Raw genomic sequence first — 15,360 nt, 5'->3', positions numbered from 1 at the left:
AGAAGAAAAAACCTTTCGGGATGCGATCTGCGACGAACGCCCGGGAAAATCCATTTCTTCCCGGAATAATTTTGCGCGAGCCGTAGCCGGCCTATTTCTGCCGCACACCAAGACTCTGGAAGCCCTGCCGCATCAGGGGCTTCTTCGAAGACAGCACGCCGGAATTGACGCCGGTCCAGCCGATCTCGCCAGACAGCTTGCCGTATTCGATCTTCGGGCAGCGGTTCATCACCACCTTGATGCCGGCGGCCTCGGCGCGGGCAGCCGCCTCGTCATGACGCACGCCGAGCTGCATCCAGACCACCTTCGGCAGCGGGTCGAGCTTCAGCACCTGGTCGACGATGCCCGGTATAGCTGCCGAACCGCGAAAGATGTCGACCATGTCGACCGGCTGAGGCAGGTCGGCCAGGCTGGCATAGACCATACGACCAAGGATCTCCTTGCCCGCATGACCCGGATTGATCGGAAATACCGAAAAGCCCTTGGCCAGAAGATATTTCAGCACGAAATAGCTCGGCCGCACGTCGTTTGGCGAGGCGCCGACCATGGCGATCGTTTTCACCGCGTTCAGAATGCCGGCGATGTAGGTGTTGTCGTAGGCGTCGTGATTCATGGTTCGTCCTCATACAGCGCTTCGGCGAGAAAGGCAGCCGGATCGCTGCAGAAGTCGCGCATCATGCGAAAATGATCGGTGTCCTGAAAATCGATCAGGTCGAGGCCGAAGCGGCTGATGCGGAACAGCCGCGCATTCGGACACGCCATCAGCAGCGGCGAGTGCGTGGCCATGATCACCTGCGCGGTGCCGGACTGCTCCATGCGCCGGAGCAGTCTCAGCAGTTCGATCTGGCGCGTCGGCGACAGCGCGCTTTCGGGTTCGTCGAGGATATAGATGCCTTGCCGTCGGCAGCGCTCCTCGAAGAAGCGGATGAAGCCTTCGCCATGCGACCACGAGAGGAAATCGGGCGGCGGTGGCTTGAACGGATCTTCGAGCGCCGCGCGGTCGAGATAGCGTGCGACGGAATAGAAGGATTCAGCCCGGAAGAACCAACCGGCGGTGACCTTCGGCAACCAATGGCCGCGCAACGTGTCAGCGAGGGACGCGCCGCTTTTGTCGATGGCAATGGAATGGTCGACCGGGCGGTAGCCTTTGCCGCCGCCGGCCTCGTCATATCCGGCCAGCGCGCCGATGGCTTCCAGCAGCGTCGATTTGCCGGTGCCGTTCTCGCCGACGATGATGGTGATGGCGCTCGTGAATTCAAACTCGAATTCGCGGGCGTGGAAGATCGGCAGGCTCCACGGATACTGGTCCCAATCCGCGACGCGCGACGGCTCGAGCAGGATGCGCTTGAGATAGGGCGCCTTCAGCCGCGTCAGTTGCTTGCGGGCAGCCACGTCGAACCTTCAGCGATGCAATGGCGCGGCTCCATTCAAGTCGACTACTCGTCGGTCCATTCGGGCTTGCGCTTGCCGATGAAGGCGCCGATGCCTTCCTCCGCGTCTCGCGCCAGCATGTTCTCGACCATCACGCGGCCGGTATAAGCATAAGCGTCGGCCAGCCCCATTTCGGCCTGAGCGTAGAAGGCTTCCTTCCCGGTCTTGACCACCAAAGACGATTTGGATGCAATGGTTTGCGCGTATTTGTTGACAACTTGATTCAGATATTCGCGCGGCACGATGCGATTGACCAGGCCGAAATCCTTGGCCGTCGCCGCATCGATCGTCTCGCCGGTCAAAAGCATTTCCATCGCCTGCTTGCGCGAGACGTTGCGCGACAGCGCCACCATCGGCGTCGAGCAGAACAGGCCGATGTTGACGCCGGGCGTGCAGAAGCTCGCCTCGTGCGAAGCGATGGCAAGATCGCAGCTCGCGACCAGCTGCAGGCCGGCGGCGGTGGCGAGGCCATCGACCTCGGCGATCACCGGCTTCGGATGGCGCACGATGGTCTGCATCAATTTCGCGCAGGCCGCGAAGGTCTTTTCGAAGAAAGCCTTGCCGCGGTCCGCTTCAGCGCGGTGCGCCGTCATTTCCTTGAGATCGTGACCGGCGCAGAACACCTTGCCGGATGCCGCCAAGATGATGACGCGCACAGATTTGTCGGTCTTCACGCGGTCAAACTCCGCCTGAAGTGCCGCCATCGTCGCCAGCGAGAGCGCATTGGCCGGCGGGCTGGCGAGTGTGAGGCGCAAAATGCCTTTGTCCTGGCTGACAAGAACGGGGCCGTCGGCGACGGCGGGCTTGATGGCGACGACTTCAGCCACTTGTGAAACCTTTCGATTTGCTCACGCAGCCATGGAGCAACAGAACTAGCACGCTGCCGGTTGAAGAACAGCCGGGAGGCGTGTTTTCTCCGTCGCGCCGATTGGTCCAGGCATACCGCCCGGAGCTTACCATCTCATATAGGACGCCGCCCATGCCTGCCCAAAGCAATCTGAAGCCAATGCTCAACGCGGCTGAAGTCAATGCGCTGATGGCAAGCGTCTATCCGCAACTTAACGACCAGTTCACCTCCTATGAGGCGATCGATGTGTTTCCAGGCGGCTGCACGGTGCGGCTCAACGCCGACGAGCGACATCTGCGTCCCGGCGGAACGGTGTCCGGTCCGTCGCTGTTCACGCTGGCCGACATCGGCGGTTATGTCTGCGTGCTCAGCCACGCCGGTCCGGACGCGCTGTCGGTGACGGTCAACCTCGACATCAACTTCATGCGCAAGGCCGGGGCCGGGCCGATCGACGGCCATTGCCGGATCCTCAAGCTCGGCAAAAGCCTGATGGTGTTCGACATCGACATGGTCGCCGGCCCGGACGGACACACGGTTGCGCACGCCACGGGGACCTATTCGATCCCGCCGAAGCGAAAGAACGATGGGGTAAAATAATACCACTCTATCAAGCCATTGTTTTTGCTTTATTTTGTTCGCCAAGCTTGTTTTCCAGTGCCTTGACGTTCGAACCTCCCTCGCCTATAAGCCCACCCGAAGCAGCGGCCCGCAATGGCCGCCGTTTTGTTATTGGCGGTTGGCTTCGGCCGCGCGCCAATCCAAGCAACAAGAAACGCCTTCCTTGTTCCTCACGGATCGGAAGGTCAACGTGAGAGCAAAACCATGGCTACCTTTTCGCAGAAGCCTGCGGATGTGGTGAAGAAGTGGGTGCTGATCGACGCCGAAGGTCTCGTCGTCGGTCGTCTGGCCACCGTCATCGCCAACCATCTGCGCGGCAAGCACAAGCCCACCTTCACCCCGCATGTCGATGACGGCGACAATGTCATCGTCATCAATGCCGACAAGGTGGTGTTCACCGGCAAGAAGTACACCGACAAGGTCTATTACTGGCACACCGGCCACCCCGGCGGCATCAAGGAGCGCACCGCGCGCCAGCTGCTCGAGGGCCGCTTCCCAGAGCGCGTCGTCGAAAAGGCCGTCGAACGCATGATCCCGCGCGGCCCGCTTGGCCGCCGCCAGATGAAGAATCTCCGCGTCTATGCAGGCGCTGAACATCCGCACACCGCCCAGCAGCCCGTCTCGCTCGACGTGGCCAAGCTGAACTCCAAGAACAAGAGGGCCTCGTAATGGCTGAGCTTTCCTCGCTCGCAGAACTCGGGACTGTCGCCGCGCAGCCGGCCGCGCCGGTGCACGTCCAGAAGCTCGACAAGTCCGGCCGCGCCTATGCCACCGGCAAGCGCAAGAACGCCATCGCGCGCGTCTGGGTGAAGCCGGGCTCCGGCAAGATCACCGTCAACGACAAGGAATTCGCGAGCTATTTCGCGCGTCCGGTGCTGCAGATGATCCTCAACCAGCCGATCGTCGCGGCCAACCGCGCAGGCCAGTACGACATCGTCGCCACCGTCATCGGCGGCGGCCTTTCCGGCCAGGCGGGTGCGGTGCGTCACGGCATCTCCAAGGCGCTGACCTACTACGAGCCGGGCCTGCGCTCGGTGCTCAAGAAGGGCGGCTTCCTGACCCGCGACAGCCGCGTGGTCGAGCGCAAGAAGTACGGCAAGGCGAAGGCCCGCCGCAGCTTCCAGTTCTCGAAGCGCTAACGCAACGAGATCCAAGCTTTTCGAAAGGCCGCCTCCGGGCGGCCTTTTTGTTTCTGCTACCAGCGGCCAACCGGCGTCTTGATATAGTCTATGAAGGCGCGCAGCGGCGCCGGCACAAGACGGCGGCCGGGATAGTAGAGGAACGGTCCTGAAAATTCCTCCCACCATGGCTCGAGAACGGGCTCGAGCGCGCCGCTTTCAAAATGCGGGCGAAGCCAGTCCTCGAACAGGCTGACGATGCCGGTGCCGGCGACGGCGGCATCGACGGCGAGATCGACGGCGCCGCCCAATGTGACTGTCAGCGGGCCCGAAGGATTGACGCTGACCACCTCGCCATCCCGCACGAATTCCCATGGCATTACGCCGCGGCCCGCGAAGCGCCCGCGCAGGCAGGCGTGATCAAGCAGGTCGCGCGGGTGCTGCGGCCGGCCGTGCCGGTCGAGATAGACAGGCGAAGCGGCTGTCGCAAAGCGCTGCGCGCGCGGGCCGATCGGCACCGCGATCATGTCCTGCTCCAGCCGCTCGTCATAACGGATGCCGGCGTCGCAGCCCGCGGCCAGCAGGTCGACGAAGCTTTCCTCGGCCGTCACCTCAAGGCGGATGGCCGGATAGGCGGCAAGGAAACCTGGGACGATCCTGGGCAGAACCAGCCGTGAAGCACTGACGGGCACGTTGAGCCGCAAGGTCCCTGCCGGCCGGTCGCGAAAACCGTTCACGACATCGAGCGCCGCCTCGACCTCGCCGAGCGCCGGGCCGAGCCGCGCAAGCAGGCTGGCGCCGGCCTCGGTCAAGGCGACGCTGCGCGTGGTGCGGTTGAAGAGCCTGACGCCAAGTTGGGTTTCCAGACGGCGGATCGCTTCGCTCAGCGCGGAGGCGCTGCCCGCGGTCGCGCGGGCGCCTTCGCGAAAGCCGCCGGTGCGCGCCACGGCCAGGAACGCCTGGAGATCGTTGAGTTCAGTCGCCATTGTTCTTAATTCCGCACAAGCCGTGCCGATTATATCCGGTTATCAGGACAGCGGCCATGCCCTATCTCCCTCGTCGACAGCGAAGGAGAACCACGATGTCCAGCGTAGACAAATCCGGCACCTACACTCTCGGCGACCGTTCGGTTCACCGCCTCGGCTACGGCGCGATGCAGCTTGCGGGCAAAGGCGTGTTCGGTCCGCCGAAGGACCATGATGCGGCGATCGCCGTGCTGCGCGAAGCGGTGGCGCAAGGAGTGAATCATATCGACACCAGCGATTTCTACGGCCCGCATGTCACCAACAAGCTGATCCGCGAGGCGCTGGCGCCCTACCCTGACGAGCTCGTCATCGTCACCAAGATCGGCGCCCGCCGCGGCGACGACGCCTCGTGGCTGCCGGCCTTTGCGCCCGAGGAACTCGAGAAGGCGGTGCACGACAATCTCCGCAACCTCGGACTGGACGTGCTGGACGTGGTCAACCTGCGCCTGATGTTCGACGTGCACGGACCCGCCGAAGGCTCGATCGAGGCGCCGTTGACAGCCTTGGCCGAACTTCAACGGAAGGGTCTCGTGCGCCATATCGGCCTCAGCAACGTCACCCGCGCCCAGATCGCGGAAGGCCGACGGATTTGCGAAATCGTCAGCGTGCAGAACCAGTACAACCTGGCGCATCGCGACGACGACGCGCTGATCGATCAACTGGCGCGCGACGGCGTCGCCTATGTGCCGTTCTTCCCGCTCGGCGGCTTCAGCCCGCTGCAATCGTCGACCTTGTCGGGTGTTGCCGAACGGCTCGGCGCGACGCCGATGCAGGTGGCGCTGGCGTGGCTCTTGCAGCGTTCGCCGAACATCCTGCTGATCCCGGGTACGTCGTCGGTGGAGCATCTGCGCGAGAATCTGGCGGCAGCGGAACTGGAACTGTCGGAAGATGTGCTGCGGGAGTTGGAGGGCGCGGCGAAAGCGGCGTGATTAGCTAGTCTCCCCCCTCGTGGGGGAGATGGCCGGCAGGCCAGAGGGGGGCGTGAAGGAACTCGACCTTGCAAAATGACCCCCAAAAGCGATCTGAAATGCGAATTCTGTTGCGCGAACACCTTGTAGGCTGGCGGGACAGCGCCCCCTCTGCCCTGCCGGGCATCTCCCCCACTAGGGACCCACAAGGGGGGAGATCAGCAGCGTCAGCGCCGCGCTCTAATTGATGCTCGCCGTATGCGTTGGCTCGGCTGGTTTCGCGTCCGTCGCGTAAGGCACGCGATGACCGTTGGCCGCCAGCCAGTCGATCGCCGCCTTCGGCTCGTCTGTCTGGATGATGGTGGCGCCGCGGTCGACCCAAAAACCCCAGGCTTCGCGCGGCAGGCTGGCGGCGACGGCCAGTTCGTCGCCACGGCCGCCGGCGAGGAAGCCGCCCGGTTTGTTGACGATGGCGTAGGTGTCGGCCCAGAGATGCCAGTCGCCGCGCGCCGCTTCGGCCCGCATTCTGGTGCTGAAAAGCGGGCCGCCGGTCGCCGTCAGCGTCTCGGCGCCGTTGCGCCAGTTGATCAGCTCGACCGCGCGGAGGGGAAACGCCCTGCCTACTTCCTCGGCAAAGGCGGCATCATGCACGGCGTCGTCGGCGAGAATGGGCATGAACTGGAAGCCACCGCCAGCCTGGCCAAGCGCCGCCCTGGCGGCATCGATGCGCGGCCGGTTCCACAGGTTTTCCTTGACGATCACCTGGTCGGCCATGCCGAGATCGCGCGCCACCGCGATCATGCCCGGCAAGTCGGTCACCTCAAGCTTGTTGTCGAGATTGATCAGGACCCGGTCCCTGGTCGCGAGCAGCATCTCGCGCAGTGTCGAAACCGGCTCGTTGGTGACCGCGCCCGTGCCCTCGATCACCAGCCGGCACGTCTTCAGCTCGGCAAGCGTGTATTTCACCACCTCGCCCTTGCAGGTGGTCGTGCGGTCGAGCCAGCTGTCATGCATGATGACGAATGCGCCGTCTTTCGCGCGCCGGACGTCGACCTCGACGATCTCGGCGCCGATCGCGATCGAGGCCTCGACCGCGGCCAGCGAATTCTCGGCATAAAGGGTCTTGCCCGCCTGCATGCTGCCGGCGCGGTGCGCGGCGATCATCACATGGTCGCGCCACTGGTTGGCGTGGTCGAAGCGGTCGAGGATCTGCGCGGCGCGCGTCTCGCCGGCTAAACTTTGACTTGCGCAGGTCGCAAGCGCGGCGGCAAGCATAAGGCTCAGCCAGAGTGTTCGCATCGGGGAATCGCTCCGTTCCGGGTCGGAACCCGGTTAGGCGATGCCCATGACAGGGCGGTGAACGAAGCCGGCTAGTGGTTCAAGTCAAATCCGCTTGGCAAGGCGGCGGAACCAGGCGAGCGCCGGCATTTCGACGAAACGCCAGGTGAACCAGGACACGACGATGACGGCGAGCAACATTGCGATCACAGCCACGAAGCCGATCCAAGGCGAGCCGGTGCCGAAGCCGGTCGCATGGTCGCCGCGCAGCACCAGGTCGCCGACGATGGCGAGCCCGAGCTTGCGTTCGATCAGGCCGCCGACATTGATCATGCGGGCCTGGACGAAGATGTGGACCATGTAGATCGAATAGGAGAGCGAGCCGAGCAACAGCATCGGCCGGCTGCGCAAAGCCAGGCTGACCCATCCGCCTTCATGGGCAAACAGATAGAGCGCCAGAGCGAAGACGACTGGGGCCGCGATGCCCGCGTCATTCGTTCCCGCCACCGAGACAAACGGCGCGATCACCGCGATCATCGCAAGCTCGGCCAGCGTCCAGGCGACACGCCCTGCCCCGCCGCTAAGCGCCTGTCGCGCCTCTGCAATGGAATCGTGCTGAAACCAGGCGAGCAGCGCGCCGAGCGAGAAGCCGTAAAGGCAGCGGATGAAGCCGAAATCGAAGGACACGTCCATATGACGGGTCGAGAACGCGAGCAGGAGGAGCGGAGCCGTCACGGCGGTGGCGACGAACCATATCCAGGCACGCCGGCCTGCGGTGAAGACGACGGCGGCAAACAGCAGATAGGTGAAGAACTCGGCCGAAATGCTCCAGCTTGGGGCGTTCCAGCTCAGATGATCCTCAACGCCCATGCCCTGCAAAAGGAAGAGGTTGGCGACGAGGCTTCTCAGGTCGAAACCGGCGGTGAAGGGTGCGGGACCCGTTCCGTGCAGCGCCGGCAGGACGAGCCGCAGCGCCTCGAATCCGCCGAAGGCGGCAAGCATCAGGACATGCAGCGGATAGATGCGGCCGAATCGCACCAGCGCGAACCGGGCAAGCTCGTCCTGCTCATTCAGCCGTCCGCCGTAAGCGCCGGCGATGACGAAGCCGGAGAGCACGAAGAAGAAATCGACGAACAGATAGGAGCCGCCGACAAAGGCGCTCTGCGAAACCATCGAGGTGGTGGGGAAGTGAAACAGCGCCACCAGCAGCGCACAGATACCGCGCCAGGAATCCAGCACCAGGAAGCGCTCGCCAGCCGCCGTGCCGACACGGGTCGCCGTGGGTGCCGGTACCAGGTTGAGCAGAGCGGTCTCAGCCATAATGATACAGATCCTGTGTTGCCGCGGCACGCGCCGAGCGCCGCCCCGTTTCCGCAAGCTGTGACTGGCATGTTGCGTGCCGGTTCTGTAGTGGTGGCTGCCCGATGAAACCGAGGGATCCGTAATGGCGAACCAAGAGATCGACCACGCCTTCACCGCCCGCTCCAAGACGGGCGCGTCGTTCGAGCCGACCTATGCCGGCGCGCTGTCTTTCATGCGGCGCAAATACACGAAGGACGTGAAGGGCGCGGACGCCGTGGTGTGGGGCATTCCGTTCGACGCAGCCGTCACCAACCGGCCGGGCGCCCGCTTCGGGCCGCAGGCGATCCGCCGCGCCTCGGCGATCCTCGACAACGATCCGCAATATCCGTTTTCTCGCGATCTGTTCGAGCACCTCTCGGTGGTCGACTATGGCGATTGCCTGCTCGACAGCGGCAACCACCAGAAGACCCCCGGCACGATCGAACGCGAGGCGGCCAAGATCCTGAAATCAGGCGCGTTCCTGCTGACGCTCGGCGGCGACCATTTCGTCACCTGGCCGCTGCTCAAGGCGCATGCCGCGATCCACGGGCCGCTGGCGCTGGTGCAGTTCGACGCGCATCAGGACACCTGGCCGGATGACGGCAAGCGAATCGATCACGGCTCATTCGTTGCCCGCGCGGTGAAAGAAGGGATCATCGATCCGGACCGCTCGATCCAGATCGGCATCCGCACCCATGCGCCCGACACGTTCGGCATAAAGATCCTGTTCGGCCACGAGGTCGAGGACATGCGCGCCTCAGACATCGCCTATGCGATCGTCGAGCGCACTGGCGGCAGGAAGACCTATCTTACCTTCGACATCGACTGCCTCGACCCGGCCTTCGCGCCCGGCACCGGCACGCCGGTGGCCGGCGGCCCTTCCTCGGCAAAGATGCTGTCGACGCTGCGCCAGCTCGGCCAGATCGACATCGTCGGCGCCGACATCGTGGAGGTTGCGCCGGCCTATGATCATGCCGATATAACGGCGATCGCCGGATCGATCATCGCCATGCACTATCTCGGCCTGCTGGCGGAGCGAAAGGCAAGGCTTGACGAATTGAGCAACGGCGATCATGCAGCGGTGAATCACGCGCACGGCATATAACATTGGAATCGCAGGGAATCTGGCAGAGATGAAACCGAAGATCTTCATTGACGGCGAACACGGCACCACGGGCCTGCAGATCAGGGCGCTGCTGGCCGATCGTGGCGATCTCGAGATCATCTCCATCCCGACGGAACGCCGCAAGGAAGCCGCCGCCCGCGCCGAATTCCTCAACGCCGCCGATGTCGCGATCCTTTGCCTGCCGGACGTCGCGGCGAAGGAAAGCGTGTCGCTGATTACCAACGACACGACCAAGGTGATCGATGCCTCGACCGCGCATCGCGTTGCCGAGGGCTGGGAGTATGGCTTCGCCGAGATGGACAAGGACCAGGCGAGGAAGATCGCCAGCGCGAAACGCATCGCCAATCCGGGTTGCTGGCCGCAAGGACCGATCGCGACGCTGCGGCCGCTGGTTGCGGCCGGCCTGCTGCCGCCCGACTTCCCGGTGACCGTCAACGGCATTTCCGGCTATTCCGGCGGCGGCCGGCCGATGATCGAGGACTATGTCGGCAAGGGCGAGGACGCGCCGGAGTTCCTGCCCTACGGGCTGACGCTGCAGCACAAGCACGTCCCGGAGCTCCGCACCTACGCGAAGCTGTCGCGCGATCCGATCATGCAGCCGGCGGTCGGAAATTTCGCGCAAGGCATGATCACAGTGGTGCCGCTGCAGCTTGGCGGCCTCGACCGCGTGCCGACGGGCGCCGAGCTTCACGCCGCGATCGCCGACCATTACGCCTCGATCGATGGCGGCGTGGTTGAGGTCGCGCCCTATACCCATATGGAGCGCATGCCGGAGATCGACCCGGAGGTCTATAACGGCACCAACCGGATGAAGGTTTATCTGTTCGCCAATGACGACCGGGCGCAGGCGCTGCTCCTGGCGGTCTACGACAATCTCGGCAAGGGTGCCTCGGGTGCGGCCGTGCAGAACCTGGACCTGATGCTCGGCATCAAGCCCTAGAGCGATGCAGGCATTCCCTGAGCGCTGGAAAGTCAGCGCTCCCGAACTCATCGCCGAGACTTTCTCGAGCCGGATCTGGAAGGTAACGCGCGCGGATGGTTCGCCGGCGATCGTCAAGGACCTGAAACCCTTCGACGATGTCGCGGACGAGCTGCGCGGCGAGCATTTCCTGGCCTGGCGGCGTGGCGAAGGCGCGGTGCGGCTGCTCGGCCGTGACGGCAATCGCATGCTGCTCGAATATGCCGGCCACCGGCTCTTGTCACAGCATCTCGCCGAGCATGGCGACGACGCCGCCACAGCGATCGCGGCCGAGGTATTGGCGAAACTGCTCTCGCCTTCGGAACCTCATCCGCCACCGGACCTACAGCCGCTGGGCGAAAGATTTGTCAGCCTGTTTCGGGCAGCCAAAGCCGACCGCGATGCCGGCCAGGGCACGCTCTACGTCGAAGCGGCGACAACCGCCGAGCGGCTGCTTGCCGATCCCCACGAGGTCAAGCCGCTGCATGGCGACCTGCATCACGACAACATCCTGTTCGGGTCGCGCGGCTGGCTGGCGATCGACCCGAAGGGCGTGCTCGGTGACCCCGGCTTCGACGCGGCGAACATGTTCTACAATCCGCTCGATCGCGACGACCTCTGCCTCGACCCGTGCCGCATCGCGCATATGGCCGAGGTATTTGGGAAAACGCTCGGACAGCCGCCGCGCATCATCCTCGACCACGCGATCGCGTATGGCTGCCTGTCGGCCGCGTGGCATCGCGAGGATGGCAATGCGATTGATGAAAATCGCGAGTTGGCGGTCGCCGAGGCGATCCGAAACGTTCGTCTCAGCTTCTGACGGCAATCTCGGTGGGCAGCGGATAAGCACCCTTGGTGCCGCGCCAGTGCGCAGTGGCGAAACCGAGCAACACCAGCGCGATCGCCTGATGCGTCAGCGCCATGTGCAGCGGCACCTCCATCAGCAGCGTGCCGATGCCGATCGAAGCCTGCACCGCGACAAGCACAAACAACAACGTGGCGCGGCGGGCATGCGTGGTGCCCGGCAAGCGCCGCCATGTGGCGATCATCTGCCAGAGCGCTACGACAAAGAGCGTATAGGCGCCCATCCGGTGCACGAACTGCACGGTCTTCGGGTTCTCGAAGAAGTTTCGCCAGGCTGGTTCGAGCAGCAAGAGATCGGACGGGATCAGCTTGCCGTCCATCAGCGGCCATGTGTTGTAGCTCAGGCCGGCGTGCAGGCCGGCAACCAGCCCGCCGAGATAGATCTGGATCAATGCCAGAAGCACGATGAAGCCGGCGAGCCGCTGCGTCGAACGGTCGGCGGCGGGCTCCGAATGCGGCGCTAGGCCGCGCGCCACCACCATGGTGGCGGTGAAGATCAGCGCGGCAAGCGTCAGATGCGTGGCGAGCCTGTACTGGCTGACCGAGACGCGATCGACCAAACCCGACGCCACCATCCACCAGCCGATGGCACCCTGAAGGCCGCCGAGCAACAGGATGCCGGCCAGCTTCCGTCCGAGACCGCGCTCGATGCGGCGTGTTGCCCAGAAGAACAGAAGCGGCAGAGCAAAGACGACGCCGACGCTGCGGGCGAGGATGCGGTGCACCCATTCCCACCAGAAGATCGACTTGAAGGCTTCGATGCTCATGCCCTTGTTGAGCTCGGTATATTGCGGGATCTGCTGGTAGCGCTGGAACTCTTCCTGCCATTCGGCATCGTTCAGCGGCGGGATGACGCCATGGATCGGCTGCCATTGGGTGATCGACAGCCCCGAGCCCGTGAGACGAGTGGAACCGCCGACCAGCACCAGCGCGAACAGCACGAGCAGGACGAGATACAGCCAGCCACGCACCAGGGCGCGGTTATGCAGGTGGCGGTCGCGTGCGGCATAAGGAGCCGCGGCGGTGATGGCTGCCATTTCGCTTTCCCGGCGGTTGAAACGCGCGATTGGTGGACCAAGGCTCGCGTCGTGGCAAGACTGCACAGCGCGGCACGCCGTCGCGCCGGACCGCGACGGTTGCACGCGGGCTCCAATCGGCCTAAGCCGGGCTGGTCAACGAGACCGCGATATGCCCATTCGCCTGAAAAAGCTGATCGGAACCATTTTGCTGGTGGCGCTGGTCGTCATCTACGCGCTGATCGCCTCGGCCGTCGCGGTCACCAGGCTCGCCGCGTATGGGCCCACCGCGCATCTTTTGTTCTTCCTGCTCAGCGGCTTTCTCTGGGTTCTGCCGGCGATGGCCATCATCAAATGGCTGATCATCGAGCCACGCCCCAAAGGCTGACACGCCTTAGACCGTAACGACCATCTTGCCCGCATTGGCGAGCGGCGTTGTGATGCCGGACAGCATCGTGCGGAGATGCGACACGCTCTGGTAGCGGCCGTTGACGGAGATGCGCGGCAGCGCATGCAGGAAGCCGGCATGCTCGGCGCGCAGCACGCCGTGCCGTGTGGTCACCGCCGAGACATAGCCCGCGTCGCGGGCGAAGCCAACCTCACGGCGGCCGACGGCGCTGGCATAGCCGTAAGGATAGGCCAGATGGTGCGGCTCTCCGCCGAGCTTTTCCGCGAGAATGCGGCGAACGTCCTCGATCTCATGGCGCGCATCGGCCTCGGACAGCCGCTTCAAGTTGCGGTGATTGACGGTATGGCTGCCGATGGTCACCAAAGGGTGCGTGCTCACGGTGCGAAGCTCGTCCCAGTTCATCAAGGTGCATGGGCGGCCCGAGCCGAATTCGAACCCGTTCGAACGAGCCAGGTCTCGCAGTGCCGCGCGCTGCTCTTCCTCGGGGACTTCCAAGGTCAGCCACGCGTTCAGCCGCGCGACGGCCTGGGCCTTTCTGCCGGGTGTCGAGCAATCGACGACCGTCGTGCCGTTGGCGGCATTCAGCGTCAGACGCGATCTGGTGTCGACGATGTCTTCAATCACATCCCACCAAAGGTCGGCGGCGCCGTCGATCAAACCGGGAGCGACGTAGATGGTGATCGGCGCGCCGTGCTTTTCCAGCACCGGCAGCGCTTCCGTCATGTTGTCGCGATAGGCGTCGTCCGCCGTGATCGTGGCGAACTGACCGCCCTTGCCGCCAGTCCTGATGCGCTCGATCGCTTCATCAAGGGATACAAAGGCATAACCCTGTCCCTTCATGTCGGCGATCAACCTGTCGAGGAAGGCGGGAGCGATGTTCAGGTGGCGATTGACGCTGTTCGGCTTCTCGGGCGCCGCGGTCACGCGGTGCAGCATCAGGATCGCGCCGATGCCGCCGACAAACGGCCGCGCCAGAGGCGCAAGGCCGGAGTAGCGGGCAAGGTTCAACGCCAGTTTGCGGATCGCCTCGCCCCCGTCGATCATTCCTTCACCTTTTGCGCCTAGGCTCTTCCAAGCACACTTGCGCCCATGCGAACCCCAGGTTGCAACCAATACGTCTTAAGGATTGAGGGATGGTTGACGCCGCCGCGTCATTTGACGGCAACCGGGTCGCGGCCAATGAGGCTTCCGCGCGATCCGTTGGCGCCGATCAAGGCCGGTGGGCTGCGATCGCAAGCGACGGCGCCGGCCTTGCCGATTACGTGCAATTCTGCGCCTCGGCGCTGTTCGCGCCGGCGCAAAGCGCATCCTGGGTGAGGAACTGGGCGACAGCGACCGGCGCCGACATCGTCGTCGCGACGCTGACCTGCGATGGCCGTCCGGCGCTATCTCTGGCGCTGGAAGTCATTCAGCGCGGTCCGTTCAGGCTTGCCCGTTTCGCCGGCGGACGCCATGCCAACGGCAATTTCGCGGCGGCGGATCCGCGTCTCCTGCCCGCTGTCGACGGCCCGGCGATCCGCTCGATGTTCAAGGCAATCACAAAGGCCCGGCCGGACATCGACCTCATCTCGTTGGAAAGGCTGCTGCCCGACCTCGACGGCGTCGCCAACCCGCTCGCCGCGCTGCGCAGCTTCCCCAGTCCGAACCTCGCGCTCGCGGTCGATCTCGACGGCGGGTTCGACGCGCTGCTGTCGCGCGCGAGCGGTAAACGCAAGCGCAAGAAGCACCGCTCGCAAACGCGCAAGTTCGAGGCCGTCGGCAGCTTCCGCCGCATCGAAGCCGGCACCCGCGACGAGGTCGACAGGCTGCTCGATGCCTTCCTCGATATGAAGGAAGCGCGTTTTGCCAAGATGGGGATCGCCAATGTCTTCGGCGACAGGCAAGTACGCGACTTCTTTCGGGCGCTGTTTGCCAACGCGCTGACGGAGGAAAAACCGTCCTTCCTGTTGCATGGTCTGGAGGTGGCGGGAAAATTGCGCGCCGTTACCGGCTCCAGTCGATCGGGCAAGCGGCTGATCTGTGAGTTCGGCGCCATTGCCGAGGACGACCTGGCCTTCACCAGCCCCGGCGACTTCCTGTTCTTCGACAATATCCAGGAAGCCTGCGAGCTCGGCTTCGACGTCTATGACTTCTCGGTCGGCGACGAGCCTTACAAGCGGCTCTGGTGCGATATCGAGATCCAGCATTTCGAAGTGCTCGCACCGCTGACGCTGAAGGGCCGCGCACTGGCGGCGGCGATGCGGCAAGGCGCACGCGCCAAGGCCTTCATCAAGAACAATCCGACGGCCTGGAAACTGACCAAGATGCTGCGCCGCAAGGCAGCCGGGCCGGCGGCGCCCGCCGCGGCCGAAGACGACAGCTAGGCCTGGTAAGAGTTGCACAATAACCGTCGCGGACTGCGGGCAAGCGTACCAAGACCCA

17 protein-coding genes are annotated in these 15,360 nt (G+C 64.2%); 9 read left to right on the top strand and 8 right to left on the bottom strand.

The genetic code is table 11. The annotated features are described in order from the left end of the window. Positions 1–91: 91 nt before the first annotated feature. Genes F3H96_RS12120 through F3H96_RS12110 form a run of 3 tightly spaced genes read right to left on the bottom strand, consistent with a single transcriptional unit; the run spans position 92 to position 2,258 of the window. Positions 92–613 (bottom strand): CoA-binding protein, encoded by a 522-nt coding sequence (locus F3H96_RS12120; protein WP_149801971.1) that lies wholly within the window; start codon positions 611–613, stop codon positions 92–94. Then, the gene (locus F3H96_RS12115) at positions 610–1,392 is read right to left on the bottom strand and encodes an AAA family ATPase (protein WP_149801970.1); all 783 of its coding nucleotides are present in this window, start codon (positions 1,390–1,392) and stop codon (positions 610–612) included. The genes F3H96_RS12120 and F3H96_RS12115 overlap by 4 nt, the downstream gene beginning before the upstream one ends. 44 nt (positions 1,393–1,436) lie before the next feature. Next, positions 1,437–2,258 (bottom strand): enoyl-CoA hydratase, encoded by an 822-nt coding sequence (locus F3H96_RS12110; RefSeq protein ID WP_149801969.1) that lies wholly within the window; start codon positions 2,256–2,258, stop codon positions 1,437–1,439. 152 nt (positions 2,259–2,410) lie between these two features. On the opposite strand from F3H96_RS12110, the gene F3H96_RS12105 reads away from it, so the two are divergent. The 3 genes from F3H96_RS12105 (at position 2,411) to rpsI (ending at position 4,035) form a co-directional block, all read left to right on the top strand. After that, a complete protein-coding gene (locus F3H96_RS12105) occupies positions 2,411–2,875 on the top strand; it encodes a PaaI family thioesterase (RefSeq protein ID WP_149801968.1) in 465 nt (154 codons plus the stop codon). A gap of 225 nt (positions 2,876–3,100) precedes the next feature. Next, positions 3,101–3,565 carry a 50S ribosomal protein L13 gene (gene rplM / locus F3H96_RS12100; RefSeq protein WP_140820201.1) on the top strand — a complete coding sequence of 155 codons (465 nt, stop codon included), beginning with the start codon at positions 3,101–3,103 and terminating at the stop codon, positions 3,563–3,565. Beyond that, the gene (gene rpsI, locus F3H96_RS12095; protein WP_040983171.1) at positions 3,565–4,035 is read left to right on the top strand and encodes a 30S ribosomal protein S9; all 471 of its coding nucleotides are present in this window, start codon (positions 3,565–3,567) and stop codon (positions 4,033–4,035) included. The genes rplM and rpsI overlap by 1 nt, the downstream gene beginning before the upstream one ends. Positions 4,036–4,091: 56 nt before the next feature. Here the strand turns inward: rpsI and F3H96_RS12090 are convergent, their stop codons facing one another. Beyond that, positions 4,092–5,000 (bottom strand): LysR family transcriptional regulator, encoded by a 909-nt coding sequence (locus tag F3H96_RS12090; protein ID WP_149801967.1) that lies wholly within the window; start codon positions 4,998–5,000, stop codon positions 4,092–4,094. A gap of 95 nt (positions 5,001–5,095) precedes the next feature. Here F3H96_RS12090 and F3H96_RS12085 point away from each other — a divergent pair, with 95 nt between their 5' ends. After that, a complete protein-coding gene (locus tag F3H96_RS12085) occupies positions 5,096–5,968 on the top strand; it encodes an aldo/keto reductase family oxidoreductase (protein WP_149801966.1) in 873 nt (290 codons plus the stop codon). Between the two features lie 219 nt (positions 5,969–6,187). Here the strand turns inward: F3H96_RS12085 and F3H96_RS12080 are convergent, their stop codons facing one another. Continuing rightward, a complete protein-coding gene (locus F3H96_RS12080) occupies positions 6,188–7,246 on the bottom strand; it encodes a glycerophosphodiester phosphodiesterase family protein (protein WP_149801965.1) in 1,059 nt (352 codons plus the stop codon). 84 nt (positions 7,247–7,330) lie between these two features. Further along, entirely contained in the window at positions 7,331–8,545 is a 1,215-nt protein-coding gene (locus F3H96_RS12075) for an acyltransferase (protein ID WP_149801964.1), read from the bottom strand. Between the two features lie 124 nt (positions 8,546–8,669). On the opposite strand from F3H96_RS12075, the gene speB reads away from it, so the two are divergent. Genes speB through F3H96_RS12060 form a run of 3 tightly spaced genes read left to right on the top strand, consistent with a single transcriptional unit; the run spans position 8,670 to position 11,470 of the window. Next, positions 8,670–9,671, top strand: coding sequence for an agmatinase (gene speB, locus F3H96_RS12070; protein ID WP_149801963.1), 1,002 nt, complete (start codon positions 8,670–8,672; stop codon positions 9,669–9,671). A gap of 28 nt (positions 9,672–9,699) precedes the next feature. Further along, positions 9,700–10,632 (top strand): N-acetyl-gamma-glutamyl-phosphate reductase, encoded by a 933-nt coding sequence (argC, locus tag F3H96_RS12065; protein WP_149801962.1) that lies wholly within the window; start codon positions 9,700–9,702, stop codon positions 10,630–10,632. Positions 10,633–10,636: 4 nt separating this feature from the next. Beyond that, positions 10,637–11,470 (top strand): aminoglycoside phosphotransferase family protein, encoded by an 834-nt coding sequence (locus tag F3H96_RS12060; protein WP_149801961.1) that lies wholly within the window; start codon positions 10,637–10,639, stop codon positions 11,468–11,470. On the opposite strand, the gene F3H96_RS12055 is transcribed toward F3H96_RS12060, so the two are convergent. Beyond that, positions 11,460–12,551 carry a COX15/CtaA family protein gene (locus F3H96_RS12055; RefSeq protein WP_149801960.1) on the bottom strand — a complete coding sequence of 364 codons (1,092 nt, stop codon included), beginning with the start codon at positions 12,549–12,551 and terminating at the stop codon, positions 11,460–11,462. The two genes, F3H96_RS12060 and F3H96_RS12055, sit on opposite strands and share 11 nt — an antisense overlap. 151 nt (positions 12,552–12,702) lie before the next feature. On the opposite strand from F3H96_RS12055, the gene F3H96_RS12050 reads away from it, so the two are divergent. Continuing rightward, complete coding sequence (locus F3H96_RS12050) at positions 12,703–12,918, top strand: DUF2842 domain-containing protein (protein ID WP_149802048.1); 216 nt, start codon at positions 12,703–12,705, stop codon at positions 12,916–12,918. 6 nt (positions 12,919–12,924) lie between these two features. On the opposite strand, the gene F3H96_RS12045 is transcribed toward F3H96_RS12050, so the two are convergent. Next, complete coding sequence (locus F3H96_RS12045) at positions 12,925–13,983, bottom strand: polysaccharide deacetylase family protein (RefSeq protein WP_149801959.1); 1,059 nt, start codon at positions 13,981–13,983, stop codon at positions 12,925–12,927. 89 nt (positions 13,984–14,072) lie between these two features. Here F3H96_RS12045 and F3H96_RS12040 point away from each other — a divergent pair, with 89 nt between their 5' ends. After that, positions 14,073–15,302, top strand: coding sequence for a GNAT family N-acetyltransferase (locus F3H96_RS12040; protein WP_149801958.1), 1,230 nt, complete (start codon positions 14,073–14,075; stop codon positions 15,300–15,302). Positions 15,303–15,360: the final 58 nt, after the last annotated feature.

The sequence above is a fragment of the Mesorhizobium sp. NFR06 genome, from assembly GCF_900115245.1.
Lineage (GTDB): Bacteria > Pseudomonadota > Alphaproteobacteria > Rhizobiales > Rhizobiaceae > Mesorhizobium.
This window is presented reverse-complemented; position numbering and strand designations above follow the sequence as displayed.